General features: G+C 65.8%; 23 protein-coding genes. 13 read left to right on the top strand and 10 right to left on the bottom strand.

What is annotated here, in order from left to right; translation table 11 throughout:
• Nucleotides 1–36: 36 nt before the first annotated feature.
• Nucleotides 37–1,311 carry an RsmB/NOP family class I SAM-dependent RNA methyltransferase gene (locus CLU87_RS03970; RefSeq protein ID WP_099729603.1) on the bottom strand — a complete coding sequence of 425 codons (1,275 nt, stop codon included), beginning with the start codon at nt 1,309–1,311 and terminating at the stop codon, nt 37–39.
• A gap of 104 nt (nt 1,312–1,415) precedes the next feature.
• A complete protein-coding gene (locus CLU87_RS03965; protein WP_099729602.1) occupies nt 1,416–3,269 on the bottom strand; it encodes a M48 family metalloprotease in 1,854 nt (617 codons plus the stop codon).
• Nucleotides 3,270–3,335: 66 nt separating this feature from the next.
• On the opposite strand from CLU87_RS03965, the gene CLU87_RS03960 reads away from it, so the two are divergent.
• Entirely contained in the window at nt 3,336–3,590 is a 255-nt protein-coding gene (locus CLU87_RS03960; RefSeq protein ID WP_099729601.1) for a DUF1653 domain-containing protein, read from the top strand.
• A 3-nt stretch (nt 3,591–3,593) separates the two neighbouring features.
• Here the strand turns inward: CLU87_RS03960 and CLU87_RS03955 are convergent, their stop codons facing one another.
• Both CLU87_RS03955 and CLU87_RS03950 read right to left on the bottom strand, forming a co-directional pair.
• Nucleotides 3,594–4,664, bottom strand: a complete 1,071-nt coding sequence (locus tag CLU87_RS03955; protein WP_233193703.1) for an ATP-binding protein — start codon at nt 4,662–4,664, stop codon at nt 3,594–3,596.
• A gap of 41 nt (nt 4,665–4,705) precedes the next feature.
• Nucleotides 4,706–5,434 carry a response regulator gene (locus tag CLU87_RS03950; RefSeq protein WP_056061026.1) on the bottom strand — a complete coding sequence of 243 codons (729 nt, stop codon included), beginning with the start codon at nt 5,432–5,434 and terminating at the stop codon, nt 4,706–4,708.
• Between the two features lie 240 nt (nt 5,435–5,674).
• On the opposite strand from CLU87_RS03950, the gene xopAW reads away from it, so the two are divergent.
• On the top strand, nt 5,675–6,691 hold the full coding sequence (xopAW, locus tag CLU87_RS03945) for a XopAW family type III secretion system calcium-binding effector (RefSeq protein WP_099729599.1): 1,017 nt from the start codon (nt 5,675–5,677) through the stop codon (nt 6,689–6,691).
• Between the two features lie 268 nt (nt 6,692–6,959).
• Here the strand turns inward: xopAW and purN are convergent, their stop codons facing one another.
• Nucleotides 6,960–7,541 (bottom strand): phosphoribosylglycinamide formyltransferase, encoded by a 582-nt coding sequence (purN, locus tag CLU87_RS03940; protein WP_099729598.1) that lies wholly within the window; start codon nt 7,539–7,541, stop codon nt 6,960–6,962.
• Between the two features lie 24 nt (nt 7,542–7,565).
• On the opposite strand from purN, the gene CLU87_RS03935 reads away from it, so the two are divergent.
• The 5 genes from CLU87_RS03935 (at nt 7,566) to CLU87_RS03915 (ending at nt 13,545) form a co-directional block, all read left to right on the top strand.
• On the top strand, nt 7,566–8,267 hold the full coding sequence (locus tag CLU87_RS03935) for a YceH family protein (RefSeq protein WP_099729597.1): 702 nt from the start codon (nt 7,566–7,568) through the stop codon (nt 8,265–8,267).
• Between the two features lie 47 nt (nt 8,268–8,314).
• On the top strand, nt 8,315–9,496 hold the full coding sequence (locus tag CLU87_RS03930) for an acyl-CoA dehydrogenase family protein (RefSeq protein ID WP_056061013.1): 1,182 nt from the start codon (nt 8,315–8,317) through the stop codon (nt 9,494–9,496).
• 12 nt (nt 9,497–9,508) lie between these two features.
• Complete coding sequence (locus CLU87_RS03925) at nt 9,509–10,624, top strand: acyl-CoA dehydrogenase family protein (protein WP_099729596.1); 1,116 nt, start codon at nt 9,509–9,511, stop codon at nt 10,622–10,624.
• Nucleotides 10,625–10,712: 88 nt separating this feature from the next.
• Nucleotides 10,713–12,107 (top strand): alpha/beta fold hydrolase, encoded by a 1,395-nt coding sequence (locus CLU87_RS03920; protein WP_099729595.1) that lies wholly within the window; start codon nt 10,713–10,715, stop codon nt 12,105–12,107.
• Between the two features lie 127 nt (nt 12,108–12,234).
• Entirely contained in the window at nt 12,235–13,545 is a 1,311-nt protein-coding gene (locus CLU87_RS03915) for a tetratricopeptide repeat protein (protein ID WP_099729594.1), read from the top strand.
• Nucleotides 13,546–13,651: 106 nt separating this feature from the next.
• Here CLU87_RS03915 and CLU87_RS03910 read toward each other — a convergent pair whose 3' ends face one another.
• Nucleotides 13,652–14,209: an HNH endonuclease gene (locus CLU87_RS03910; protein WP_055401504.1), complete on the bottom strand. Its 558-nt coding sequence runs from the start codon at nt 14,207–14,209 to the stop codon at nt 13,652–13,654.
• Nucleotides 14,210–14,376: 167 nt separating this feature from the next.
• Here CLU87_RS03910 and CLU87_RS03905 point away from each other — a divergent pair, with 167 nt between their 5' ends.
• The 4 genes from CLU87_RS03905 (at nt 14,377) to CLU87_RS03890 (ending at nt 20,819) form a co-directional block, all read left to right on the top strand.
• Nucleotides 14,377–15,429 (top strand): bifunctional riboflavin kinase/FAD synthetase, encoded by a 1,053-nt coding sequence (locus CLU87_RS03905; protein WP_099729593.1) that lies wholly within the window; start codon nt 14,377–14,379, stop codon nt 15,427–15,429.
• A gap of 114 nt (nt 15,430–15,543) precedes the next feature.
• Nucleotides 15,544–18,429, top strand: coding sequence for an isoleucine--tRNA ligase (ileS, locus tag CLU87_RS03900; RefSeq protein ID WP_099729592.1), 2,886 nt, complete (start codon nt 15,544–15,546; stop codon nt 18,427–18,429).
• Nucleotides 18,429–18,932, top strand: coding sequence for a signal peptidase II (gene lspA, locus CLU87_RS03895; RefSeq protein WP_099729591.1), 504 nt, complete (start codon nt 18,429–18,431; stop codon nt 18,930–18,932). Before ileS ends, lspA begins: the two co-directional genes overlap by 1 nt.
• A gap of 231 nt (nt 18,933–19,163) precedes the next feature.
• Nucleotides 19,164–20,819: a Na/Pi cotransporter family protein gene (locus CLU87_RS03890; protein WP_099729590.1), complete on the top strand. Its 1,656-nt coding sequence runs from the start codon at nt 19,164–19,166 to the stop codon at nt 20,817–20,819.
• A 69-nt stretch (nt 20,820–20,888) separates the two neighbouring features.
• Here the strand turns inward: CLU87_RS03890 and CLU87_RS03885 are convergent, their stop codons facing one another.
• On the bottom strand, nt 20,889–21,869 hold the full coding sequence (locus CLU87_RS03885) for a bile acid:sodium symporter family protein (protein ID WP_099732027.1): 981 nt from the start codon (nt 21,867–21,869) through the stop codon (nt 20,889–20,891).
• 131 nt (nt 21,870–22,000) lie between these two features.
• On the opposite strand from CLU87_RS03885, the gene CLU87_RS03880 reads away from it, so the two are divergent.
• On the top strand, nt 22,001–22,924 hold the full coding sequence (locus CLU87_RS03880) for a LysR family transcriptional regulator (protein WP_015013070.1): 924 nt from the start codon (nt 22,001–22,003) through the stop codon (nt 22,922–22,924).
• A gap of 81 nt (nt 22,925–23,005) precedes the next feature.
• Here CLU87_RS03880 and CLU87_RS03875 read toward each other — a convergent pair whose 3' ends face one another.
• Nucleotides 23,006–23,938: a LysR family transcriptional regulator gene (locus CLU87_RS03875; RefSeq protein ID WP_099729589.1), complete on the bottom strand. Its 933-nt coding sequence runs from the start codon at nt 23,936–23,938 to the stop codon at nt 23,006–23,008.
• A gap of 98 nt (nt 23,939–24,036) precedes the next feature.
• Between CLU87_RS03875 and CLU87_RS03870 the strand changes: the two genes are divergently transcribed.
• Nucleotides 24,037–25,128 carry an NAD-dependent epimerase/dehydratase family protein gene (locus CLU87_RS03870; protein ID WP_099729588.1) on the top strand — a complete coding sequence of 364 codons (1,092 nt, stop codon included), beginning with the start codon at nt 24,037–24,039 and terminating at the stop codon, nt 25,126–25,128.
• Here the strand turns inward: CLU87_RS03870 and CLU87_RS03865 are convergent.
• Nucleotides 25,082–25,915, bottom strand: coding sequence for an NUDIX domain-containing protein (locus CLU87_RS03865; protein WP_099729587.1), 834 nt, complete (start codon nt 25,913–25,915; stop codon nt 25,082–25,084). The two genes, CLU87_RS03870 and CLU87_RS03865, sit on opposite strands and share 47 nt — an antisense overlap.
• Complete coding sequence (locus CLU87_RS03860) at nt 25,912–26,895, bottom strand: quinone oxidoreductase (RefSeq protein WP_056060964.1); 984 nt, start codon at nt 26,893–26,895, stop codon at nt 25,912–25,914. Before CLU87_RS03860 ends, CLU87_RS03865 begins: the two co-directional genes overlap by 4 nt.
• Nucleotides 26,896–26,981 lie beyond the last annotated feature (86 nt).

Raw genomic sequence — 26,981 nt, 5'->3', positions numbered from 1 at the left:
CTGGTTTAGGGTGTTTAGAGCCCTACCTCCAGCGTTTCAGTCCTTTTTGGCCCAGATGGCGGCAAAAAATCCGTCGGTCTGATGCAGATGGGGCCATAAGCGCAAATAACCACTGCCCGATGCACCCCCGCTGCACAAACCCTTGGCCCCCTCGACCTTGAGCTGCTCCAGCAGTTCACCTGCATCCAGCAGCTGGAAGTCGGGGTGTGTTGCGCTGAAGGCCTCGGCAATGGCTTCGTTTTCTTGCGGCAGGATGCTGCAGGTGGCATACACCAGACGGCCGCCCGGCTTGAGCAGGCGGGCTGCACTGTCCAGGATGGCCGTCTGCTTGGCCACCAGCTCATCGATGGCCTTGGGCGACTGGCGCCATTTGAGGTCGGGGTTGCGCCGCAGGGTGCCCAGACCCGAGCAAGGCGCGTCCACGAGCACGCGGTCGATCTTGCCCGCCAGGCGCTTGACGCGGTCATCACGCTCGTGGGCGATGGCGGCGGGGTGCACGTTCGACAGGCCGCTGCGGGCCAGGCGCGGTTTGAGCGCATCCAGGCGGTGAGCTGACACGTCAAAAGCGTACAGCCGCCCAGTGCTGCGCATGCTCGCGCCAATGGCCAGCGTCTTGCCCCCCGCGCCAGCGCAGAAGTCCACCACCATCTCGCCACGCTTGGCGTCGAGCAGCAAGGCCAGCAGCTGTGAGCCCTCGTCCTGCACCTCGATGGCGCCCCGCGTGAAGGCATCGAGTTTGGTCAGCGCGGGCTTGTCATCAATGCGCAAGCCCCAGGGTGAATACGGTGTGGGATGCGCCTTGATGCCAGCTTTGGCCAACTCCTTTTGCACATCGGCGCGCTTGTCCTTGAGGGCATTGACGCGCAAATCCAGGGGGGCGCTCTGGGCCAGACTTTCCACCAGCGGCCAGAAGCCATCGCCCAGCTGGTCCTTCAGGGGCTTGACCATCCATTCGGGCAGGTTGTGGCGATGGCGCTCCATCAGGTCATCGATCGTGACCCCATCGCACTGATCCAGCCAGTTTTTCTCCTGGTCGGTCAACGCACTCTTGAGGAAATCGCGCGGGCCATAGAAACCCAGGATGGCCAGGCGGCGCTCCTTGGGACCCGAGCCTGACGGGGCCATGTGGTCAAACAGGAGCTTCTTGCGCAGAACGGTGTAAACCGTTTCAGCCAGCGTGGCGCGCTCGCGCGGCCCCAGGCCCCGGTTGTCGCGGAAGAAACGCGACACCACCGCGTCGGCGGGGTGTTCAAACGTGAGGGTGAGCCTGACCAGTTCGGCGCAGGCGTCGAGAAGAACTTTGGGATGCATCCTGCGATTGTCCCATTCCCGGCCAACCTGGCGACATCGCCCCCACCCGCCCAATGCGGGAGCCAAACCTCAACGGCCAAGTCGCTCCATGCGCGGCCTGGGCGTCAACGGGTATAGATCGGCTCGAACGCCGAGCGCTCGATCTGCTGCAGCGTCGGTGACTCGCCCGCCCACAGCACCAGTGCGGGGCCGGGCAGGCTCAGGTTACGCTCCAGCGCGCGGCACAGGTGATAGCGGCTTTCATCGTCCATGCCCGGCAGCTCGACAAACACCAGGTAGGCCCTGCGCTGGGGGTACTCGCGCAAGTTCTTGCGCACCAGCCAGCAGCGGGCCAGAGGAGCGCAGCGGGCCAGTTCGGATTGCAGTTCGGCCAGCTCGAAGGAGCTGAGGTCGTGCCGCACGATCTGGCTGAAGAACGAGGTGCCCGACAGCTCTTCCCAGGCCCGCTCTTCGGATTCTTGCGCGCGTTCCAGCCGCTTGCGCCACTGCTTGAAGGCGGCTGCATCGTGGTCCAGCCCCAGGCGTGGGGTCTCCAGCTCGGCCAATGCCGTGCGCGCGGCCCAGTAGCGGTCGCTGCTGCCCGTTTCCCACAACCGGTGCAGCAGCTGGAGCTTGCCCTCCCGATCATCGTCCGCCAGGCAAGGCACCAGTCCACGCAGCGCAGCGGGGTATTCGGGGCTGCGCTGCAGGGCCAGCTCGTACAAGGCGCGCACATCGGCATGCGGGTCCAGGTGGCGCTTGAGGCGGGCCAGTTCCGCCAGGTCGGCCGCACTGCTCTGTGCCGTCGATGCACCCAGGGCCTCGGCACGTGCGCGCACGCGCCCCAGCCAGGCGTGGTGCTGCTTCCATTCGCTGGCATTGTCGCGGCACCATTGCTTGTCGAAATGCGCCACCCAGCGCTTGGCATCCGGCCCCAACAGGGCCAAAGCGTTGCCGCGCGACCAGTCAGGCAGCGTGGGCGTGGCATCCAGTGCCTCGATGCGGTCGCGCAGGCCGGGGTGGGTGTCGTCCAGATTGCTCAGGCGCTTGAGCGCCTGGCGCAAGGCGTCGTTGGCAAAGGCTGCATCGGGGGCCTTGGCCAGGGCACGGCGCATGCTGCGGTAAGGGCCCACCGGCAACGGATTGCCCGCCGCTGCGCACCAGTGGCTGCCCCAGAACTCTGCCTGCAGCCACGCGCCCCGGATCTCGATCTCCGCGAGGGCCGCAGCGGTCACGTCGCGACCCAGCAGCTTGCCAGCGATCCGATCGGCTTCGTATTCATCCTGGCGGGCCAGCGCAAAGGTCTTGGCAGAGAAACGCGGAAAGTACCAGCGCATGAACAGCTGGGTGGCGGCAGCGACCGGGCCTTCATCGTCGGCCAGGCTGTGGTTCAAGCGCATCCACGACAGGCGCGTGCGGTAGATCCAAGCCGCAAAGCGGCCATGGTCGCCCCGCAGGTGGCCGTACTCGTGCGCCAGCACCGCCAGGAACCGCGGCCGGTCAAGTGCCATCAACAGCGGCAGGCCAATGCTCAGGTGATTGACAGCGCCGCCCAGCAGCCCAAAACGCGGCAGTTGCTGGATGCTGGCATTGAACTCGTCGGTCAGCGTGACCTTGTGGATGGGGGGGCCCTTGATCTTGCGGCGGATACGCGCCAGCGCTTCAAACAGGTCGGGGGCATCCAGCGCTGTGATCTCCACGCCCTGGGGCTCATCAAACCGCACCCACAGCGCACGCAGGCTCACCCACAGCAGACCTCCGGCACCCAGCAGGGCCCACAGCATCGCGAAACGAAAGCGCCCCTGCAGCAACTGGGGCACCACCCACAGCAAAATACCCACGGCCAGTGCCATACACCCCAGCACCCATGCATAACCCAGGGCGGCAAACGCAGCCACACTGCGGCGGTATGCGCGACTGTTCTCGGCGCTGGCATGCTCGCTCATGCGCACCATGTGCACAAAATCTGCCTGATCCACGGGCGTCCCTCACTCTGGTTGATTTTTTTCAGCCGCCATCCTAACCATTCACGCCACCGCAACACCATGACCGACGACGACCTGCCCGAGCTCATCCGCACGCCACCCGGCCTTTACCGCCACTACAAGGGCATGCTCTATAAAGTGATCGACACCGTGCGCCACAGCGAGACGCTGGAGCCCATGACGCTGTACCGCGCACTGTATGGCCAGCGCGGCCTGTGGGTGCGGCCGGCCGCCATGTTTGAGGAGCAAGTGCTCATCGATGGCGTGCTGCGCCCCCGGTTTGAAAAATGGGAGGGCGAAGCTCCCGCCGCCTGAGCCCTACTGATATCCGGCGACAGCGCGCGGAAACACAGCTGCCACCACCAGCCCACCGCCCGGTGCATTGCGCAGCGCCAGTCGGCCACCGTGGCGCCGCACGATGTCGCTGGCGATGGTGAGCCCCAGCCCCACCCCGCCGCTCTGGCGATTGCGCGAGGCCTCCACACGGTAGAAGGGCTCCAAGACCCGGTCCAGCTCCTCGGGCGGCAGGCCCGGGCCGTGGTCGCGCACCTCGATGGTCAGGGCGTCTGCCGCATCGTGCAGCGTGACCTCGGCGCTGCCGCCGTAGCGCACGGCATTGCCCACCAGGTTGTCCAGGCAACGCCGCAGTGCCACGGCCTGCACGCGCAAGGGGGCAGCCTGCCCCGCCACGGTGACGGCGTGACCCATCGCCACCTGGTCGTCCGCCATGCTGTCCACCAGGGCCTGCACATCCAGATGCACCCAAGCCTCCGCACCCGCCACGCCGCGCAGGTAATCCAGCGTGGAGGCAATCATGGCGTCCATTTCGGCAATGTCGCGCCGAAACAGCTGCTGCGCCTGGGCGTCGCCCAGGCTTTCGGTGCGCAGCCGCAGCCGCGTCAGGGGCGTGCGCAAGTCGTGCGACACGGCCGCCACAAAGCGGTCGCGCTCGGCCAGTTGCTGGCGGATGCGCGCCTGCATCTGGTTGAACACACGGCTGGCGTCGCGGCATTCCAGCGTGCCGTCCTCGGGCAACGGGGTGCGGTGGATGTCGCGCCCCAGCTCCTGTGCGGCCGTGGCCAGCCGGCGCATGGGGCGCGACAGCCAGCGCGCAGCCCACCAAGCTGCAGCCACCAATGCGGCCAGGCGCACACTGATGTCCAGCAACAGGCCCAGCTGCAGCGACGGTGGTGCGTTCCACAAGCCTGGTGCGGGTCCCGGCGGCGGCAATGGGCGCCCATCAGCCGCCAATGCGTGCGGCGGCGGGCCGGGCGGGTGGCCTGGATGGGCAGGGCGCAGCTCGAACATCAGCGTCAGCGCCAGCACATGGCTCACGATGACGGCGGCGATGAGGAGCAGGGCGAGCCGGCCAAACAGGGTGTCAGGCATGCAGCGCTGGACTGCAGCGCGCAGCTGCGATTGCGTGGGCGTCAGTGAGGCCATCCTACCTGCCCTTGCAGCGACTGCACGTTGAACAGATACCCGGCACCGCGCACGGTGCGGATCATGGAGGGCGACCGCGGGTCATCCGCAAGCTTGCTGCGCAGGCGTGACACCAGCAGGTCGATGCTGCGCTCGAACGCATCCATGGCCCGGCCCCGGGCCTGCTCCATGAGCTGGTCGCGGCTGAAAACGCGGCGCGGCATGCGCAAAAAGGTGCACAGCAAACGGAACTCGGCATTCGACAAGGGCACCACCATGCCCCCGGGCGACACCAGATGCCGCTCCAGGCTGTGCAGCGTCCAGCCGTCAAACCGCACCACTTCATCAGGCCCCTGCCGCACCGGCGCCTCGGCACCGCGCGTGCGGCGCAGCACGGTCTGGATGCGGGCTACCAGCTCACGCGGCTCGAAGGGTTTGCCCATGTAATCGTCCGCGCCCATCTCCAGCCCCAGCACGCAGTCATACGGGTTGGCGCGCGCAGTGAGCATGATGATGGGCACCCGCGAGCGCTCGCGCAGCTCCCTCGCCAGCGTGATCCCGTCGGTGCCGGGCAGCATCACATCCAGCACCACCAGGCCGATGGGCTGGGCGGCCATCTGGGCGCGCATCGTCTGCGCGTCACAGGCCGCGTGGGCGGCATAGCCAAAGCGGGTCAGGTAGTCGGTGAGGAGTGTGGTGATCTCGACATCGTCGTCCACCACCAGGATGTGTTGCATGGGCAGGCACAGGCACAAAAGAACGCACCAAGTTTAGAGAGGCTTCGCACCCTGCGCGGGGCAATCTGGCGGGCCTTTGCCCCCCTGTTCATGCCTTGCATCTGCCCTTTGTATCGGCCTTGGTACAAAGCGGACAAACCCTGGAGACACGCGCACCCAAGAATGGGATCGGGCCATGGCTGAGGGCTTCCGCAGTGGAGGGCCCGGCACCGGTCCACCTTTGGAACGAAAGGAACAACGATGACGACCATCAGTAGCGTCAGCAGTGCCTGGTCCAGTGCGAGCGTGCAGCGGGCATCGCGCCCGGGGCCTTCGCCGGAGCGGCTGCTGTCCAAGATCGATACCGACGGCAGCGGCGGCGTGAGCGACACCGAATTGCAGGGCCTGCTGGACAACGTGGCGAAGAAAACCGGCGTCAGCAGCCAGACCAGCGCGGCCGACTTGGTGAAGCAATACGACGCCAACGGCGACGGCAGCCTGAACGCCGACGAGCTGGGCAACACTCTGCAAAGCGCGCTGCCACCGCCCCCCTCCACCATGGCATTTGCCCAGTCGCGCGGTGGCGAAGGCAGCAGTTCGGCCACCAGCGCCACCGGCCAGGCGGGCGACGACCTGTTTGGCAAAGTGGACAGCGACGGCGATGGCGCCGTGAGCAAGACCGAGCTGCAGGCCCTGCTGGAGGCCATGTCCGGCGGCACCGCCAGCCAGACCGGCGTGAGCAGCGACGACGTGTTCGGCCAGCTGGATACCGATGGTGATGGCAGCCTGACGCAGGCCGAGTTCGATGCGGGTCGCCCCTCAGGCCCCGGCGCGGGTGCCGATGGCATGCAGGCCATGGGCGGCATGCCAGCACCTCCGGGTGGTCCGGGTGGTCCGAGGGGTGCAGGTGGCGCTGGCGCCGCATCCGACAGCAGCTCGGCGACCAGCTACGACCCCCTGGACACCAACGAGGATGGCAAGGTCTCCGCCGCCGAGCGCCTGGCGGGCGGAACCAGTACGGCCGAGCAGGACGCCATCACCGCGCTGTTCAACGCCATCGACACCGACGGCGATGCCAGCATCAGCGCCAGCGAGTCGAAGGCGTTCATCGACCAGCTGACCAGCCAGGGCCAGTCCACCACCACCAGCACCAGCACCGAGTCCACCGGCCGCAACGACCTGGCGCGGCTGGCCGACTTTGCCCGGCAGCAGTACGAACGCGCCGCCAGCGACTGGCGCACGGCGTCGAACACCAGCAGTCTGAGCGCCGTGGCCTGACAAGGAGTGAACGACCCGGCGGCGCCCTCCGGGCACCCCTGATTTCTGGCCGCACAGTGCGATTCGCCCGTCAGTTGACGAGCTGTGCGAGCCAGAAACCGGCTCCGGGGCTAGTGGGTGGGCCCTGGGACACGAAATCTGATTCAAATCGGCCAGGTGCGCTAGTGCATCATGCCTTGATAGCTATAAATTTAGTAGCACCAACCCTGTCAACGTGGGAGCGGTGGGCACCCCACGCGCCCGGCCTACCTCGCCCCGACCTCACCCCCTACAGGGAGCGCACCAGCGCCCGCACGGCGCGGGGGTAGATCACATGCTCCTGGGTCAGCACCCGGGCGGCCAGCGTCTCGGCGGTGTCGCCCGGCAGCACCGGCACCACGGCCTGGTCCAGGATGGGGCCCACATCCAGCTCGGCCGTCACCTGGTGCACCGTCACGCCCGCAAACTTGCAGCCCGCGTCGATGGCGCGCTGGTGCGTGTGCAGCCCGGTAAAGGCCGGCAACAGCGAAGGGTGGATATTGATGAGCCGCCCGGCGTAGTGCGCCACAAATGCGGGCGTCAGGATGCGCATGAACCCTGCCAGCACCACCAGCGCTGGCTGGTGTCGGTCGATGGTGGCGGCCAGCTCGGCATCGAACGCCTCGCGGCTGGCAAAAGCCTTGTGGTCCAGCGCCTCGGCAGCGATGCCCTGCTCGCGCGCAAACACCAGCCCGGCGGCCTCCGGTTTGTTGCTGATGACGGCCGCCACGCGGGCGCCGTAGCGCTGCTCCCAGCGCTCCTGCTGTGCCGTGCGGACGATGGTGGCCATGTTGGAGCCGCCGCCAGAGATCAGAATGACGATGTTCTTCATAAATTGCCCCGGATTATCCCAGCCATGCCTTTTGATCCTGCGACCCGCCCCCTTACCCCCAACGAAGCCCGCGTGCTCGCCACCCTGATGGAAAAGGCGCGCACCGTGCCCGACAGCTACCCCATGTCGCTCAACGGCCTGGTCACCGGCTGCAACCAGAAAACCAGCCGCGACCCGGTGATGAACCTCAGCGACGCCGAGGCGCAGGAGGCACTGGATTCGCTCAAGCTGCTGACGCTGGCGTTTGAGAGCAGCGGCAACCGCACCACACGCTGGGAGCACAACTTTCAGCGTGGCGTGGGCGTGCCCGAGCAGTCGGCCGTGCTGCTGGGCTTGCTGATGTTGCGCGGCCCGCAGACGGCGGGTGAGCTGCGCATCAACGCTGAGCGCTGGTACCGGTTTGCGGACATTTCGTCGGTCGAAGCCTTTCTGGACGAGTTGCAGGAACGCAGTGCCGAAAAGGGTGGCCCGCTGGTCGTGCAGCTGCCCCGCGCTCCCGGCGCGCGCGAGCAACGCTGGGCGCATTTGATGTGCGGGCCGGTGGACACCACCGCCAGCCATGCGCCCGCAGGCAGTGCGAGCGCCAGCCCATCGCCCGCGCTGCAGGCCCGTGTGGACGCCCTGGAGGCCGAAGTGGCAAGCCTGCGCAACACCGTGCAGCGCCTGTGCGCCGAGCTGGGCATTTCCCCTGAGTTCAGTCCAATGTCGCCACCCGGACAGGAATAAAACGAACGACCGTGCTACAAATGCAGTATCACTAGGAGACGCACCGCATGGATCTCGCATTCACCCCCGAAGAGCAGGCCTTTCGCGAAGAGATTCGCGCTTGGGTTCACGCCAATCTGCCCAAAGAAATCTCTCACAAGGTCCACAACGCCTTGCGCCTGACCCGCGAGGACATGCAGGGCTGGGCCAAGATTCTGGGAAAAAAAGGCTGGCTGGGCTTTGGCTGGCCCAAAGAGTTTGGCGGCCCGGGCTGGACGGCCGTGCAAAAGCACCTGTTTGAAGAAGAGTGTGCGCTGGCCGGTGCGCCCCGCATCATCCCCTTCGGCCCCGTGATGGTGGCCCCGGTGATCATGGCGTTTGGCAACGCCGAGCAGCAAAAGCGCTTTTTGCCCGGCATCGCCAGCGGCGAAGTCTGGTGGAGCCAGGGCTACAGCGAACCGGGCTCGGGCTCGGACCTGGCCAGCGTCAAGACCCGCGCCGAGCGCGTGGGCGACAAATACATCGTCAACGGCCAGAAGACCTGGACCACGCTGGGCCAGCATGGCGACTGGATGTTCAACCTGGTGCGCACCAGCACCGAAGGAAAGCCCCAGACCGGCATCTCCTTCCTGCTGCTGGACATGAAGTCCAAGGGCGTCACCGTGCGCCCCATCAAGCTGCTGGACGGCGAGTGCGAAGTGAACGAGGTGTTCTTCGACAACGTCGAAGTGCCCGCCGAAAACCTGATTGGCGAAGAGAACAAGGGCTGGACCTACGCCAAGCACCTGCTGAGCCACGAACGCACCAACATCGCCGACGTGAACCGCAGCAAGCGCGAGCTGGAGCGCCTCAAGCGCATTGCCAAGACCGAAGGCGTGTGGGACGACCTGCGCTTCCGCGACCAGATCGCCCTGCTCGAAGTGGACATCGTCGCGCTGGAAATGCTGGTGCTGCGGGTGCTGTCGGCCGAGAAGTCAGGCAAGAACTCGCTCGACATCGCAGGTCTGCTCAAGATCAAGGGCAGCGAGATCCAGCAGCGCTATGCCGAGTTGATGATGCTGGCCGCCGGCCCCTTTGCCATGCCCTTCATCGAAGAAGCCATGGAAGCTGGCTGGCAAGGCAACTTCCCAGGCGGCGTCACCGCCAACGCGCCCCTGGCATCCACCTACTTCAACCTGCGCAAGACCACGATCTATGGCGGCAGCAATGAAGTTCAACGCAACATCGTCGCGCAGACGGTTCTGGGCTAAGGAGACAAGAACATGGATTTCGATTTTTCTGACGACCAGGAACAACTGCGCGACGCCGTGCGCAAGTGGGTGGACAAGGGCTACACGTTCGAGCGCCGCCGCGCCGCCGTGGCCGCTGGCGGTTTTGACCGCGCCGCATGGAACGAGCTGGCCGAGTTGGGCCTGACCGCCCTCACCGTGCCCGAAGCGCAAGACGGCATGGGTCAGGGTGCCATCGATGCGATGGTCGTGGCCGAAGAACTGGGCCGCGGCATTGTGCTGGAGCCGATTGCGCAAGCCTTCATTGCCAGCAGCGTGCTGTCGCACTACGCACCGGCCGATGTACAGGGCGCATGGCTGCCCCGCGTGGCCAGTGGTGAAGCCCTGGTGGTGCTGGCCCAGCAGGAGCGAAAGGCGCGCTACCGCCTGGACGTTTGCGATGCAAAAGCGGCCAAGGCGCAATCAGGATATGCGGTAACAGCTATCAAAAGCGTAGTACCTGCGGGCGACAAGGCCGACGCCTTCATCGTGCCTGCGCAGCTCGACGGCCACATCGCCCTCTTTCTGGTCGAACGCACTGCCAGCGGCGTGACCACGCAGGGCTACGTCACGCAAGACGGCAGCCGCGCCGCTGAGGTGCACCTGACCAACGCCCCTGCCACGCTCATCACCACCGACGGCCTGGCCGCGCTGGAGCTGGCTGTGGACACTGGCATCGCCGCAGCCTGCGCGGAAGCCGTTGGCGTGATGGACAAGACCGTGGCCATCACGGTCGAATACATGAACCAACGCAAGCAGTTTGGCGTGTTCATTGCCAGCTTCCAGGCACTGCGCCACCGCGTGGCCGACATGAAGATGCAGCTGGAGCTGGCCCGATCAATGAGCTACTACGCCAGCCTCAAGCTCGGCGCCCCCGCTGCCGAACGCCGCGCCGCCATGGCCCGTACCAAGGTCCAACTGGGCCAATCGATGCGTTTTGTGGGCCAGCAGGCTGTGCAACTGCATGGCGGCATCGGCGTGACGGACGAATACATCGTGAGCCACTATTTCAAGAAGCTCACGCAGTTGGAAGTGACTTTTGGCGACACGCTGCACCACCTGGGTGAAGTGTCCGCCCGCATGCAAGACACCGCAGGCGTGTTCGCCTGATGTGAACTGACGCAGCCGCGTAACACCCGCAGACGATGCTCGTGGATTCCCCAGTCCACGGGCATTTTTTCTTTTTGGAGACACCCCCATGAATCACGCATTCCTGTTGCCACGCCGATCCCTTTTGCTGGCTGCCGCTGCGGCCGCCACCCTGGCGCTGGCAGGCTGCGCCACCAAGAGCCCCAGCCTGGCCGAGGCGCCGCCCATCGTCTTTGTGCATGGCAATGGCGACACCGCCGCGCTGTGGCAGACCACCGTATGGCGGTTCGAATCCAACGGCTGGCCACGCGAGCGCCTGCACGCCATTGACGTGCCCTACCCCCTGTCGCGTGATGAGGACGCCAAACCCCAGGCGGGCCGCACGTCGGCCTCAGAGCATATGGCCTACCTGAAGGCCGAGGTGGACAAGGTGCTCAAGATCACGGGCGCCCGCCAGGTGGTGCTGGTAGGCAACTCGCGCGGCGGCAATGCCATCCGCAACTACATCTACAACGGCGGCGGTGACAAGACCGTGAGCCACGCCATCCTGGGTGGCACCCCCAACCACGGTGTGTGGGCGATCCCGGGGTTCCGCGAAGGCAACGAGTTCTCGGGCACAGGCCCGTTCCTCAAGGCGCTGAACGCCCCCAAGAATGCGGCGGGCGACGAGGTGAGCGGCCCCGTGAAATGGCTGACCATCCGCTCGGACAACAACGACAAGTTCGCCCAGCCCGATGGCCTGTGGATCGGCCAGAAAGGCACGGCCACCAACGTGACCGCCGCCGGCCCCGAACTCAAAGGTGCCACCAACGTGGTGATTCCGCGCATCGACCACCGCGAGACTTCGTACTCCCCCGCTGCGTTTGAAGCCACCTACCGCTTCATCACCGGCAAGGCCCCCGCACGCACCGAGATCGCCGCGGAAAAATCCGTAGTGCTCAACGGCAAGGTCACGGGCCTGGGGGTGGACTCTGCCGACCCCAAGACCGGCAACTTCAGCAACAACCTGCCCCTGGCGGGTGCCCAGCTGGAGGTGTACGCCACCGACTCCGCCACTGGTGCTCGCACGGGCAACCCGCTGCTGCGAAAGACAGTGGGTGCAGATGGCCAATGGGGTCCGTTGGTGGTTGCACCCGGCGCACCCATCGAGTTCGTAATCACCGCACCTGGATATGCCACCACCCACATCTACCGCAGCGGCTTTCCGCGCAGTAGTGACCTCATCCATCTGCGCGCAGAACGCATGGCCGATGCCGACAAGGGCGCCGAGAGCGTTGTGACCTTGACCCGCCCGCGCGGCTACCTGGACCCGGCGCGCGACAAGATGCTGCTGGATGGTGCAGTGCCTGCGGGCGTGCCCGCTGGCGCTGGCGTGGCATCTGCCAAGGTCAAGCCCGCGGGGGGCGTGCGCAGCATTGCTGGTGAATTCAATGGGGAGCGCGTCGTGGGACAGACCTGGCCTGCGGCGCAAGGGCATGTGGTAATGCTGGAGCTGAGCCACTGAGCGCAAGCCGCTAAGTTGGTGAAAAGAGCCGCCCCCAAATCCCGGATAATCCGCCATTCGCCTGCGGCAGCCACCGCAGTTCGGACGACTCGCTCGACCCTCGCTTTTGCCTATTCTGTTTCTGCCCATGAGCGCTATAGCCAACGACCCCAACCTTAAGCACCTCACCAAAGCCCGTGAACAGATTGCCAAGGGCGATCTGAAGAACGCAGCCCTCACGCTCAATAAAGCCAACGCTCAGTGGCCCCAGGACCCACGTGTCTTCATGCTAGGAGGTCTGCTGGCGGAAAAGGCTGGCAACGTGAAGGGTGCTTTTGAGGCATTGCGCAAGTCAGTGTCGCTGGCCCCTGAATGGGGACCGGGCCTGCTGGAGCTGGCGCTTTTGCTGGCGCGGCAGAACCAGTTCAAGGAAGCTGTTGAAACCGCTGAAAAAGTAGCGCTGCTCGAGCCTAAGAACTTGCAGGTGCTGGCGGGCGTGGTGGATATCGCCCACCGCGCGGGTCATTCTGAAATGGCAATCCGCCATCTGCGCCGTGGGCTGGAGCTGGTCCCAGGAGATGTGATGCTGCGGCGCCTGCTGGCGCGCGACCTGAGCGAATTGGGCCAGCACGAAGAATCTTTGGCCCTGTGGGACGCACTGGTCGATGAGAACCCCCAGGAGTCCCAATCACTGCTAGGTCGTGTCCAGGCGTGCATTGCTGCAGGCAAGCCCACCGACGCAGAGAAGGACGCAGTAGCCCTGCTGCAGCTGGCTCCTGGCGACGCGGTCTATCAGTACTACGCACAGGTGGCCCGCGGCGAAACTCCTTCACAGCAACCTGTGGAGCTGATGCGCCCGCTGTTTGACGGCATGGCCGAGTTTTACGACATGCACATGGTGCGTAGCCTGAAGTACCAGCTGCCCAAACAGGTTGCAGACAAGATTCTTGCCCGCCACCCGGACAAGAAAATCAATGTGCTGGACCTCGGTTGTGGAACCGGCCTGCTGGGCGTATGCCTGGGCCGCCTGGACGGCGCACTGATCGGCGTAGACCTGTCTATGAAGATGGTGGAGCAGGCGGCGCGCCACAACGTGTACGACCGCTTTCATACTGTCAACCTGCACGACGCCTTGCGTGAAACGCCAGATGGCCTGTATCAGGTGATCGCCGCGCTGGATGTGTTCAGTTACGCAGGCGATTTAACCAAGGCTATTCCCAATGCGTTCCGCGTTCTTACAACGAACGGAGTACTGATCTTCTCCTGCGAAACAGCTCCGGAGGCAGGACCGGATCTCGTGCTGTTACCAGTTGGACGTTACGCGCACAAGCTTAGCCACATTCAGTCCATCTGCAAGGCCGCCGGCTTCGATGCGGTGGAAGTGGAAGAAACAGTGCTGCACCACGAAAATCTTATTCCCGTGCAAGGATTTGTCGTCACGGCCCACAAGCCCGTTTGATCCGGGATCCGCGATCACCGTTGGAGGTAGACCAGCCTTCCCAAAACGCGCAACTGCTTAGCGGCCAGAGCGTTCGCACGATTCCCCGCACCCCATCATCGGTCCGTCACGCCAGCAGGCGTGACGACTTAGGCACGTGCGCCATCAAGAACTCCATCTGATCGGCCAGGATGCGCCGGTTGCGCAAGATGAAGTCCTCCCACAGGCTCGGCACATAGGGCGCGTACAGCAGCGGCATGTGCGCCTGCTCTGGCGTGCGGGGGCCCTTGCGGTGGTTGCAGGGGCGGCAGGCCGTGACCACGTTCATCCAGTGGTCCTGGCCGTTGCGGGCGAAGGGCACGATGTGTTCGCGCGTCAGGTCTTCTTCGTGAAAGTGCCCGCCGCAGTAGGCACACACATTGCGGTCGCGGGCAAAGAGCTTGCTGTTGGTCAGGCTGGGCTTAAGCTCGAACGGATTGATGCTAGGCACGCCCTTGGTGCCGATGATGCTGTTGATGGCGATCACCGATTGCTCACCCGAGATGGCGTTGTGCCCGCCCCGGAACCGGGCAATCTGGGCACCCGACTCCCAGCGCACTTCCCCGGCGGCGTAATGAATCACCGCCTGCTCCAGCGAAATCCACGATTGGGGCAGCCCTTGGGCTGACAGCTTCAAGACCTTCAAAACACGCCTCCTGGAACACAAAGTACACAAGGATCGGAACGCAGATGTCTCGCGGGCAGCCCTGCGCGGGGCCAGCCGTGGGTCACAATATACTCCGTTTTCATGACAAATTGGCGTCCTGCGCTTATTGCGCTTGCACAGACCGCTATCAAAAAGATAACAAACCGATGAAGATCTTTCGCGGATTCCACCACCCTGGCATCGCTGACGCCTGCGCGCTGACCATCGGTAATTTCGATGGCGTTCACCGAGGTCACCAGGCCATGTTGGCCCTGTTGAACAGCGAGGCGGCACATCGGGGGGTGGAGAGCTGTGTGCTCACTTTCGAGCCCCACCCACGCGACTACTTTGCCGGTGCACACCACAAGCCGGAACTCGCACCAGCCCGGATCGGCACCCTGCGAGACAAGCTCACCGAGCTGGCACGCTGCGGTGTGCAGCAGACTGTGGTGCTACCGTTTGACGCGCGACTGGCCGCACAGTCGCCCGAGGCCTTCATCGACGAGGTGTTGGTGCGCGGCCTGGGCGCCCGCTACGTGCTGGTGGGCGACGATTTCCGCTTTGGCCGCCAGCGAGCGGGCGACTACGCCATGCTGGACGCGGCCGGGCAAGCCAAGGGCTTCGACGTAGCGCGCATGAACAGCTACGAGGTGCATGGCCTGCGCGTGTCCAGTTCCGCCGTGCGCCAAGCCCTCGCGGCGGGCGACATGGAGGCTGCGGCACGCCTGCTGGGGAGGCCCTACACCATCAGCGGCCATGTGGTGCATGGCCGCAAGCTGGGGCGCGAACTGGGCGCCACGGCGGAAGGCGCGGGCGACGGTTTTCGCACCCTCAACCTGCGGTTTGCGCACTGGAAACCCGCCGCCAGCGGCATCTTTGCCGTACTGGTGCATGGTCTCGCTGGCGAGCCCTTGCCGGGTGTGGCCAACCTGGGCGTGCGCCCCTCCCTGGACCCCAATGACGTGAACGGCGGCCGCGTGCTGCTGGAAACCCATTGCCTGCACTGGCCTGCCGAACTGGGTGCCGAAGGGGCGTACGGTAAAATCGTGCGTGTGGAACTACTGCACAAACTGCACGACGAACTGAAGTACGACAGTCTGGACGCCCTGACGACGGGTATCGCGAAAGACTGTGCGGATGCGCGCGCCTACTTTGCATCGGCCCACGCCGCTCCCAACCACACCGAGACCCGGCGCCAGACCACGCGCGACCGAATTTAGGGGGCTGCCTGCGCAGCGCCTGCCCTGCAGGCACTACACCTCCCGCGTTTCGCCCCCCTGTTTCCCCGCATTGCTCCGGGCCTGCCCCGGAATGCCCCGTTTTAAGGCTCCTTCATGTCCGACAACGCCAGTACCCCCGCATCCACCGCCACGGACTACCGCAGCACGCTGAACCTGCCCGACACCCCCTTCCCCATGCGCGGCGACCTGCCCAAGCGCGAGCCGGGCTGGGTGAAAGACTGGGAAGACCAGGGCGTCTACAAGCGCCTGCGCGACGCCCGCCGGGGAGCCCCCAAGTTCATCCTGCACGACGGCCCGCCCTACGCCAACGGCCAGATCCACATGGGCCACGCGGTCAACAAGATCCTGAAGGACATGATCACCAAGGCGCGCCAGCTCGAAGGCTTTGACGCGCTGTACGTGCCCGGCTGGGACTGCCACGGCCTGCCGATCGAAAACGCCATCGAGAAGAAACACGGCCGCAACCTCTCCCGCGATGACATGCAGGCCAAGAGCCGCGCGTTCGCCACCGAGCAGATCGCGCAGCAGATGGTGGACTTCAAGCGCCTGGGCGTGCTGGGTGAATGGGACAACCCCTACAAAACCATGAACCCTGCCAACGAGGCGGGCGAAATCCGTGCCTTCAAGCGCGTGATGGAGCGTGGTTTTGTGTACCGGGGCCTCAAGCCCGTGTACTGGTGCTTTGACTGCGGCTCGTCGCTGGCCGAGTTCGAGATCGAGTACCAGGACAAGAAGAGCACCACGCTGGACGTGGCCTTCAAGGCGCACGAGCCTGCCAAGCTGGCCGCCGCCTTCGGCCTGCCCGCGCTCGCCAAAGACGCATTCGTCGTCATCTGGACCACGACCGCCTGGACCATCCCCGCCAACCAGGCGCTGAACCTGAACCCCGAGATCAGCTATGCGCTGGTGGATACGGGTGAGCGCGTTTTGCTGGTGGCCGAGCCGCTGGTGGCATCGTGCCTGGAACGCTACGGCTTGACTGGCAGCGTGATCGCCACCACCCTGGGCAAGAGCCTGGGGGGACTCGAATTCGAACACCCGCTGTACGACGTGGCCAGCGAAGACGGCAGCTTTGGATACCGACGCCTCTCGCCCGTGTACCTGGCCGACTACGCCACGGCCGACGACGGCACGGGTATCGTGCACTCCTCGCCCGCCTACGGTCTGGAAGACTTCAACTCCTGCCGCGCGCATGGCATGGCGCTCGACGACATCCTGAACCCCGTGCAGGGCAACGGCACCTACGCGGCCGACTTCCCGCTGTTTGGCGGCCAGCACATCTGGAAGGCCGTGCCCGTGATCATCGAAGCCTTGCGCAACGCAGGCCGCCTGATGACCACCAAGGACATCACACACAGCTACCCGCACTGCTGGCGCCACAAGACGCCGGTGATCTACCGCGCCGCCGCACAGTGGTTCGTGCGCATGGACGAGGGCGAAGGCGTGTTCACCCAGCCCGGCATGAAGCCCGCCAAGACGCTGCGCCAGATCGCGCTCGACGCGATCGAACATACCAGCTTCTACCCCGAGAACGGCAAGGCCCGCCTGCACGACATGATCGCCGGGCGGCCGGACTGGTGCATCTCGCGCCAGCGCAGCTGGGGCGTGCCCATCCCGTTCTTCCTACACAAGGATTCGGGCGAACTGCACCCGCGCACCATGGAAATCATGGACCAGGCCGCCGACATCGTGGAAAAGGGCGGCATCGAGGCCTGGAGCCGCGTGACGACCGAAGAGATCCTGGGCGCCGAAGACGCGCCGCATTACACCAAGAGCACTGACATCCTGGAAGTGTGGTTCGACTCCGGGTCTACCTTCAGCCATGTGCTGCGCGGCACGCACCCCGAGGTGCACCATGACACCGGCCCTGAGGCCGACCTGTACCTCGAAGGCCATGACCAGCACCGCGGCTGGTTCCATAGCTCGCTGCTGCTGGCATCCGCGCTGGAAGGCCGCGCGCCGTATCGCGGCCTGTTGACCCACGGCTTCACCGTGGACAGCCAGGGCCGCAAGATGAGCAAGTCGCTGGGCAATGGCATCGACCCGCAGGAGATCAACAAGAAGCTGGGCGCCGAGATCATCCGCCTGTGGGTGGCCGCCAGCGACTACTCGGGCGACATCGCAGGCGACGAGAAAATACTGGCGCGCGTGGTGGACGCCTACCGCCGCATCCGCAACACACTGCGCTTCCTGCTGGCCAACGTGAGCGACTTCGACCCGGCCAAGGATGCCGTGCCGTTTGACCAGATGCTCGAGATCGACCGCTACGCGCTCACGCGCGCGTCCGAGTTCCAGGCCGAGGTGCTGGCGCACTACAAGGTGTATGAGTTCCACCCCGTGGTCGCCAAGCTGCAGCTGTACTGCTCGGAAGACCTGGGCGGCTTTTACCTCGACGTACTCAAGGACCGCCTGTACACCACGGCGCCCAAGAGCCTGGCCCGCCGCAGTGCGCAGACCGCGCTCTACAACATCACGCACGCCATGCTGCGCTGGATGGCGCCGTTCCTGTCGTTCACGGCCGAAGAGGCGTGGAAGGTGTTTGGCAGCTCCGACTCCATCTTCCTGGAGACCTACGGCAACGTGGCGGGCGTGGGTGCCGGTGCCGACGAAGGCCTGTTGGCCAAGTGGGCGCGCATCCGCGAGATCCGCGATGCGGTCAACAAGGAGATCGAAGCGCTGCGCGCCGCCGGTCAGGTCGGCTCGTCGCTGCAGGCCACCGTCACCCTCACGGCTGCGCCGGAGGACCACGCACTGCTGGCCAGCTTGGGCGATGACCTCAAGTTCGTCTTCATCACCTCCGCTATTGAATTAGTAGCCGGTAGCGCTTTGCAGATCAGCGTCAAGCCCAGCTCCGACGCGAAGTGCGAGCGCTGCTGGCACTACCGCAGTGATGTGGGCAGCGATGTCGCCCATCCCACCATCTGCGGCCGCTGCACCAGCAACCTCCACGGCGACGGCGAAAGCCGGGCGCACGCGTGATGGCGCGCACAGCACAGGCCGGACGCACCGGCGCGGGCATGTGGCCGTGGCTGGCATGGGCGGTGTTGCTGGTGGGCGCCGACCAGATCACCAAGACGCTGATCCTCAACCACTACCAGCTGGGCGACTCCACGTTCATCACCAGCTTCTTCAACATCGTGCGCGCGCACAACACAGGCGCAGCGTTCTCGTTCTTGTCGGACGCGGGCGGCTGGCAGCGCTGGCTGTTCACCGGCATCGGCGTGGCGGCCACGATCTTCATCGTGTGGCAGCTGCGCGCGCACCCGGGCCAGAAGTTGTTCAGCTTTGCGCTGTCCAGCATTCTGGGTGGCGCAGTGGGCAACGTGGTGGACCGGCTCATGCACGGCTATGTGGTGGACTTCTTGCAGTTCCACTACGCGGGCTGGTACTTCCCGTCGTTCAACCTGGCGGACTCGGCCATCACGGTGGGTGCGGCCTGCCTGATCCTGGACGAGCTGCTGCGGGTGCGGCGCGAGCGTTGAGGCCACGCTGGCTTTGTTCCCCCTGAACGGCCCGCTGCATGCGGGCCGTGCTGTTTGTGCGCAGCAACGCACCCAGCGCCGACATGGGCATCTGCTCCAGCGCTATGGAATCAGGAGTATGCTTATGTGTCAGTTTTATGACAGCCCGGTGTGCGCGGTTCTTGCATTGGCCCCTGGGTCTGGTCATCGCAGGGTTTGCGCCCATCACAAGAAGAAGAAACAACGGTTTTCATGAAGCATCTCCTCAATCTCCTGGCAGCCGTGGCGCTGCTGATCTGGGGCACCCACCTGGTGCGCACCGGCATCCTGCGCGTATTCGGCGCCAACCTGCGCCAGCTGATTGCGCACAGCGTCAGCAGCCGCTTCACCGCTGTGCTCTCCGGCATTGGCGTGACGGCGGTGGTGCAGTCCAGCACGGCCACCGCGCTCATCGTGTCGTCCTTTGTGGGCCAGGGCCTGGTGGGCCTGCCTGCGGCGCTGGCCGTGATGCTGGGCGCCGACGTAGGCACCAGCGTGATGGCCGTGGTGTTCTCCATGGATCTGTCGTGGCTGTCGCCCCTGTTCATCTTTGTGGGCGTGGTGCTGTTCATCTCGCGCAAGGACACCGCCGTGGGCCGCGTGGGCCGGGTGCTGATCGGCCTGGGGCTGATGCTGCTGGCGTTGCGCCTCATCACCGAATCGACCACGGTGCTCACCCAGTCGCCCACCGTGCGCACCCTGCTGGGCGCGCTCACCAGCGATCTGCTGCTGGAGATTTTTACCGGCGCCATTCTGGCCATCGTGGCGTACTCCAGCCTCGCCACCGTATTGCTCACAGCGGCGCTGGCGGGCTCGGGCGGTATTCCGGCGGACGTGGCGCTGGGTCTGGTGCTGGGCGCCAACCTGGGCAGCGGTGTGCTCGCCGTGTTGACCACCATGAAGTCCAACGTGCAGACACGCCAGGTGCCCCTGGGCAATCTGTTCTTCAAGATCATTGGTGTGCTCATCATGACGCCGCTTACCGGGCTGTGGCTGCAGCATGTGCGGCCCTACGTGCCCGAGACCGCCGCCCTGGTGGTGCTGTTCCACCTGGCCTTCAACATCGTGGTGGGCATCGTCTGCATTGGCCTCACAGGCACGGTGGCCCGCACCGTGCAGCGCCTGCTGCCGGTGGAAAAGGCGCAGGCTGCCGCAGGCACCCGCCCCCAGCATCTGGACCCCTCCGCTCTGGCCACGCCATCGCTCGCCATCTCGTGCGCGGCACGCGAAGCCCTGCACCAGGCCGACGTGGTCGAATCAATGCTGCTGGGCCTGCACAAGGTGATCCGCACGGACGACCTGCAGCTGGCAGAAGACCTGCGCAAACTCGATGACGAGGTGGACGGCCTGTACTCGGCCATCAAGTACTACATGACCAAGATCTCGCGCGAGGCCCTGGACGAGCGCGAGGGTCGCCGCTGGGCCGACATCATCAGCTTCACCATCAACATGGAGCAGATCGGCGACATCATCGAGCGCGTGCTGATCGACATCGAGGACAAGAAGATCAAGAAGGGCCGTCAGTTCTCCGAAGCGGGCATGGAAGAGATCAATGAGCTGCACGCCCGCCTGATCGACAACCTGCGGCTGGCGATGAGCGTGTTCTTGAACGGCAGCGTGCGCGACGCACAAAAGCTGCTGGAAGAAAAGGCGCGCTTTCGCGACCTGGAACACGCCTATTCGGCCACCCACCTGGCACGCCTGTCAGACAACACGGTGCAGAGCATTGAAACCAGCTCGCTGCACATCGACCTGATCAGCGAACTCAAGCGCATCAACTCGCTGCTGTGCTCGGTGGCCTATCCCATCCTGGAATCGGCCGGTGCCCTGGCGCCCAGCCGCCTGCGCACGCTCAACGAGCAGAGTTGAAGTCTTTTGGGCCGCAGGCGCATGTTCTTCATGCGCCTGCAGCTATACAAAATATAGCGGCCTGGTTGCCTACACGCCGCGCCGTGCATAGCGCTGCGCCAGCACCGCACACACCATCAGCTGCATCTGGTGGAACACCATGATGGGCAGCACGATGGCGCCCACCGCGTGTGATGCAAACAGCACCTTGGCCATGGGCACGCCGCTGGCCAGGCTCTTCTTGGAGCCGCAGAACACCAGCGTGATTTCGTCCTCCTTGGAGAACCCCATGCGCCGCGCGACCCAGGTAGTGGTCACCAGCGCCAGTGTCAGCAGCACGGCGCACACCACCACCAGGCCCAGCAACGCAGACGCAGGCAACTGCCGCCACAGCCCCTCGACCACCGCAGCGCTGAAGGCCGTGAACACCACCAGCAGGATGGAGCCCTGGTCCACCAGCTTGAGCGCTGCCGCCCGGCGCTGCACAAAACCGCCAATCCACGGACGCAGCAGGTGGCCCGCCACAAAGGGCACCAGCAACTGCAAGGTGATGCGGCCGATGTTGGCCAGCGTGTCATGCTGCGCGGCGCCCGCCTGCTGTTGTGCCTCGGGCAGCAGCAGCCCCACCAGCAGCGGCGTGATCACGATGCCCAGCAGGGTCGATGCCGACGCGCTGCAGATGGCCGCCGGCATGTTGCCGCGCGCCATGGCCGTGAACGCAATGGCCGACTGCACCGTGGCGGGCAGCACGCACAGGTACAGGATGCCGGTGTAAAGGCCGGGCGTGACCAGCGGCAGCAGCACCGGCCGCAGCGCCCAGCCCAGCAGCGGGAACAGCACAAACGTGGTGCCCACGACCACCAGGTGCAGCCGCCAGTGCGAGAGCCCCGCCACGATGGCATCCCGCGAGAGCTTGGCCCCGTGCAAGAAGAACAGCAACGCCACCGCAGCCACGGTGATCCCCTCCAGCGCCTGGGCCGCCACGCCCGATGCGGGCAACACGCTGGCGAGGGTGACGGTGCCCAGCAAGGCCAGGGTGAAGTTGTCGGGGAGAAAACGGGAACGGGCCATGGGTGACAGCGCAGCGGCAGCGCAAAAAATGCAAAAGGACATGGGGCACACAAACCCCAAAGACACGCATTGGACCGCAGCCCGATTCCAAAGAGAAATGGATTTCTCTGATGGATTTATGATTCGAACGCATGAATATCACCCTGCGCCAGCTGCATGTGTTTCAGTCGGTGGCTGCCACCCGCAACTTCAGCCGCACGGGCGATGCGGTGGGCCTGACCCAACCGGCCGTGAGCCGCTGCATCACCGAACTGGAAGCCCAGCTGGGCCTGAAGCTGCTCAACCGCACCACGCGCGAGGTGACGCTGACCGACGCGGGCCAGCGCCTGTCGGCCCGCCTGCCCCGGGTGCTGGAAGAGCTGGAGAACACACTGCTGGACGTGCGGGAAATGGCCACCGAGCGGCGCGGACGCGTGCGCGTGGCCAGCAGCCCCACGCTGTCGGCCAACCTCATGCCTGACTGCATCGCAGAATGCCAGCGCACCCTGCCGGGGCTGGAGCTGGTGCTGCTGGACCGCATCCAGAGCGCAGTGCTGGCCAGCGTGCTGTCGGGCGAGGTGGACTTTGGCGTGGTCATCGACCCCAGCGAGCGCGAAGCGCTGCACTGCGAGACCATCCTGACCGAACCCTTCTGCCTGGCCTGCCCACCCAGCCACCGGCTGGCGGACAAACGCCAGGTGCGCTGGACCGACCTGCAGGGCGAAGCACTGGTGCTGCTGGACCACGACTCCGGTAGCCGCCGCCTGATCGACCGCGCCCTGGCCGAGCACGGCGTGGCCTGCACAGTGGCCCAGGAGGTCGGCCACCCCACCACCATCTTTCGCATGCTGGACGCAGGCCTGGGCATCTCGGTGATCCCCACCCTGGCCCTGCCGCCCGAAGGCCTGGCACGGCTGGCGGTACGCCCCCTGGTGCCGCGCGTGGACCGGGAGATCATGCTGGTGCACCGGAAGCACCGCGCGCTCTCGCCTGTGGCGCAAGCGGCGTGGGATCTGGTGAAGGCGGTGGCTGTGCAGCGCAATGGCGTGCAGGCTCTTGGCAGCAAAGGCCGGTGAAAGAAGCCTCCAACGTACCTCCATGGGCATCTTCAGCTGCCCAATAGATCGCAGCCCTCCACCCCCATCCGATTCAGCGGACTAATCGGCCGATTCGTCGCTGCCTGGTCCTTCGACAAGGTACCGCTCCAGCCCCACCACCAGCGCATCGAACGTGTGCTTGCATCGCGGGCTGGTGCGCAGGTCCTCGTGCATCACCACCCAGGTCTCCAGACCGTATTGGAGCTGCTGTGGCAGCACTCGCACCAGCGCGGGAGCGGTGCGGCGGGCCAGTGCGTCCTGGCAGATGCCTATGCCGGCGCCAGCACGGATGAAGGCGATTTGCGCCACGTCGCTGTCGCTGCGCACGGCAAACCGATCTCGCCGCCACACAGGCAGGGCCTTTTGGGTCGCACGCAAAAAAGGGGTTTCTGCATCAAAGCCGATCAGGCGGTGCTGCGCCAGTTCGGCCAGGGTGGCGGGCATGCCCTGGGCGGCGATGTAGCGCGGATGGGCATACAGGCCCAGCGGGATGGTGCCCACGCGGCGGGCGATGAGCGCGTCCTGCCGGGGTTCGGTCATGCGGATGGCGATGTCGGCCTCGCGCTGCAGCAGGTCGTGCACGCGGTTGCTCAGCACCAGCTCCACCGTCAGCGCGGGATGCTCGGCCTGCAACTGCGCGAGGAGGGGCGGCAACACCTCGACCCCCATCACCTCGCTGGCGCTCACACGCACCGTGCCGCGCACGCCGTCGCCCTGGCTGTCAGCCGCGCGCACCAGCGCCGCCGCAGAGTGGCCCATGGCTTCGGCGTAGCTGCGCAGGGCCAACGCGGCCTCGGTCGGCAGCAGGCCCTGCTGAGAGCGCGTGAAGAGCACCAGCCCCAGAGCCTGCTCCAGCGCGGCAATGTGGCGGCCCACGGTGGGCTGTGTCACCCCTAGTGCTCGCGCGGCGCCCGACAGGGAGCCCTCCCGCAGCACGCCGAGGTACGAGCGGTACAGCTCCCAGCCAATGTCATGGCGATTCGGTTGATCCATACACAAATGTATAGCCACCCACTCATTTTCAGCAATTCCATTGAATCGCTGGGGCGCAGACACTGCCTCCATCCACAGGTTTTTGAAGGAATATCGAGATGAGCAACAACCCCACGGGCAGCCGCCCCAAGGTACTGGTTCTGGGCGCCACCGGCGGCATTGGCGGCGAGGTGGCGCGCCAGCTGCGTGACCGGGGGTGGGAGGTGGTGGCAATGCGCCGCAATGCAGCGCAGGCCAGAGAGCAGCGCGACGGGTTCACCTGGGTTCGGGGCGACGCGATGACCCGGGCCGATGTGATGGCCGCAGCCACCGGTTGCCAGGTGATCGTGCACGCGGTCAACCCGCCCGGCTACCGGCGCTGGAGCGAGCTGGTGCTACCGATGATCGACAACACGATGGCAGCGGCCCGGGCGCACGGCGCCACGGTGGTGCTGCCAGGCACCGTCTACAACTACGGGCCGGATGCCTTCCCGGTGCTGCACGAAGACGCCCCCCAACACCCCCGCACGCGCAAGGGCGCCGTGCGGGTGGAGCTGGAGCGCCGCCTGCAGCAAGCCACCGTGCCACACCCGCTGGAGGCAGCATGCCGCGTGATCATCGTGCGCGCGGGCGACTTCTTTGGCCCGCAGGCGGGCAACAGCTGGTTTGCGCAGGGCCTCATCCAGCCGGGCCGACCGGTGGCCACGGTAAAGCAGCCAGGCGCGCCCGGCGTCGGGCACCAGTGGTCGTACTTGCCGGACGTGGCGCGCGCCATGGTGTTGCTGCTGGAGCGGCGCGCCGAGCTGCCCGCATTTGCCCGCTTTCACATGGCTGGGCATTGGGATGCTGATGGCACGCAGATGGCGGCCGCCATTGGCCGTGTGGCGGTGGCGCGGGGCAGCCAGGCGCCGCGCGTGCAGGCGTTTCCCTGGTGGCTGGTTACGCTGGCCTCGCCGTTCGTGACCACCTTGCGTGAAATGCGCGAGATGCGCTGCCTGTGGCAGCAGCCGGTGCGCATGGCCAACGACCGGCTGCGGGCGGTGCTGGGCGAGGAGCCACACACCCCGCTGGACGAGGCAGTGCAGGCCACCTTGCAGGGCCTGGGCTGCCTGCCAGCCTGCTCCGGTAGCAGCGGGAGCGGGCACGCACGGGCCGCACCGGCAACTACACCCCCAGAAACCCCGCAATCACCAGCCCGGCTTCCAGCGTGAACGCCCCCTGGGCCACCCGCTCGCGCACCGCGTCCAGAGGCAGCAGGTCAAAACGCTCGACCTCGCCGTCCTGGTTGTCGGGCTCCATGCCCTGAGGCACCTGGGCGCGAAACCAGTCGATGCGCTCGACCATGAAGCCCGCGCCCCCGCCCTCGCGGCTGGGGCGGCTGAACAGCACCTGGCCCCCGTGCGCCACGTCGGCCAATGCCTCCACCCGCAAACCGGCCTCTTCCCAGGTTTCGCGGGCCAGGGCCTGCGACAGAGAGTCGGCAGCGGAGACCATGCCACCCATCAGCGTGTCCCACAGTCCGGGGTTGTTGGGCTTGGTCAGGGAGCGCTTTTGCACCCACATTCGCCCGTCGGGCGCCAGACCCACCAGGTGCACGGCGCGGGTGGCCAAGCCCAGCACACGCACCGCCCCGCGCTCCACGGTGCCGATGACCTCGCCCGCCGGGTTGGTGACCGCCAGCTGCTCGTCGCGCCAGGGGCCACACAGGCTGGCATCGCGCAGCGCGGCGGCCAGGGTGTTGAGGGCATCCGTGGTGTCGGTGGGCGATGCCTGCAAATGCCAGGCAAGGCCCTGAGAATGCTCTGCTTCTGATAGCTGGTAGCGCTTATCCATCAAGCGCTCCAGGCTGATTTGGCTAAAAAACCCGGGCGCTATCGAGCCCACCACCTGCCCCGCCACCACCAGGGGCTGGCGCGGCTGGGCCGGTGGCTGCTCCGCCGCCTGGCGTGCCCCTGCCAGCCACTGGTCGAAGGTGGGCGCCTGTGCAGCCGCGTTCACAGCGTGAGGATGGTGCAGCCGGTGGTCTTGCGTGCTTCCAGGTCGCGGTGGGCCTGCTGCACATCGGCCAGTGGGTAGCGCTGGTCGATGTGGATCTTGACCTGCCCGCTGGCGACCACGGCAAACAGGTCGTCCGCCATGGCTTGCGTGGCCTCACGCGTGGCGATATGGGTGAACAGTGTCTGGCGTGTGACGTACAGCGAGCCTTTGGCGCCCAGGCTGCCGGGCGCAAACGGCGCCACCGGGCCCGACGCGTTGCCGAAGCTGGCCATCAAGCCGAAGGGGCGCAAGCATTCGAGCGATTTGTCCCAGGTGTCCTTGCCCACCGAGTCGTACACGACCTTCACGCCCTTGCCGCCGGTGATCTCCTTCACGCGCGCCGCAAAGTCCTCGGTGCTGTAGTTGATGGCGTGCGCCGCGCCGTTGGCCAGGGCCAGCTGGCACTTGGCATCGGACCCCGCCGTGCCGATGAGCTGCAGGCCGAGCGCCTTGGCCCATTGGCAGGCGATGAGGCCCACACCGCCCGCTGCGGCATGGAACAGCACATGGTCGCCAGGCTGCAGGCCTTCCACAGGCCGGGTTTTCTTGAGCAGGTATTGCGCCGTCAGGCCCTTGAGCATCATGGCCGCGCCAGTCTCAAAGCTGATCGCGTCGGGCAGCTTGCACACGCATTTGGCGGGCATCACGCGCACTTCGCAATAGGCGCCGGGAGGATTGCTGGCATAGGCGGCGCGGTCGCCCACCTTCAGGTGCGTGACGCCCTCGCCCACCGCCTCGATCACGCCCGCGCCTTCCATGCCGATGGTGGCGGGCATGCTCAAGGGGTACAGGCCGGTGCGGTGGTACACGTCGATGAAGTTCAGGCCGATGGCGTGGTGGCGGATGCGGACCTCACCGGGGCCAGGCTCGCCCACAGGGACGTCAACGATGTGGAGTTCTTCGGGACCACCGTGCTGGCGGATCTGGACGGCAAGGCTCATGGCTAACGTCTCCTCAAACAAAAAAGGGGGGATGTCTCAACGGCGGCCATCCTGCCACGAATCGCACGCGGTTGCCGACGGCCCTT

Source organism: Acidovorax sp. 59 (assembly GCF_002754175.1).
Lineage (GTDB): Bacteria > Pseudomonadota > Gammaproteobacteria > Burkholderiales > Burkholderiaceae_C > Acidovorax > Acidovorax delafieldii.
The sequence above is the reverse complement of the archived record's forward strand: the minus strand, read 5'-3'. Positions and strand labels throughout refer to the sequence as shown.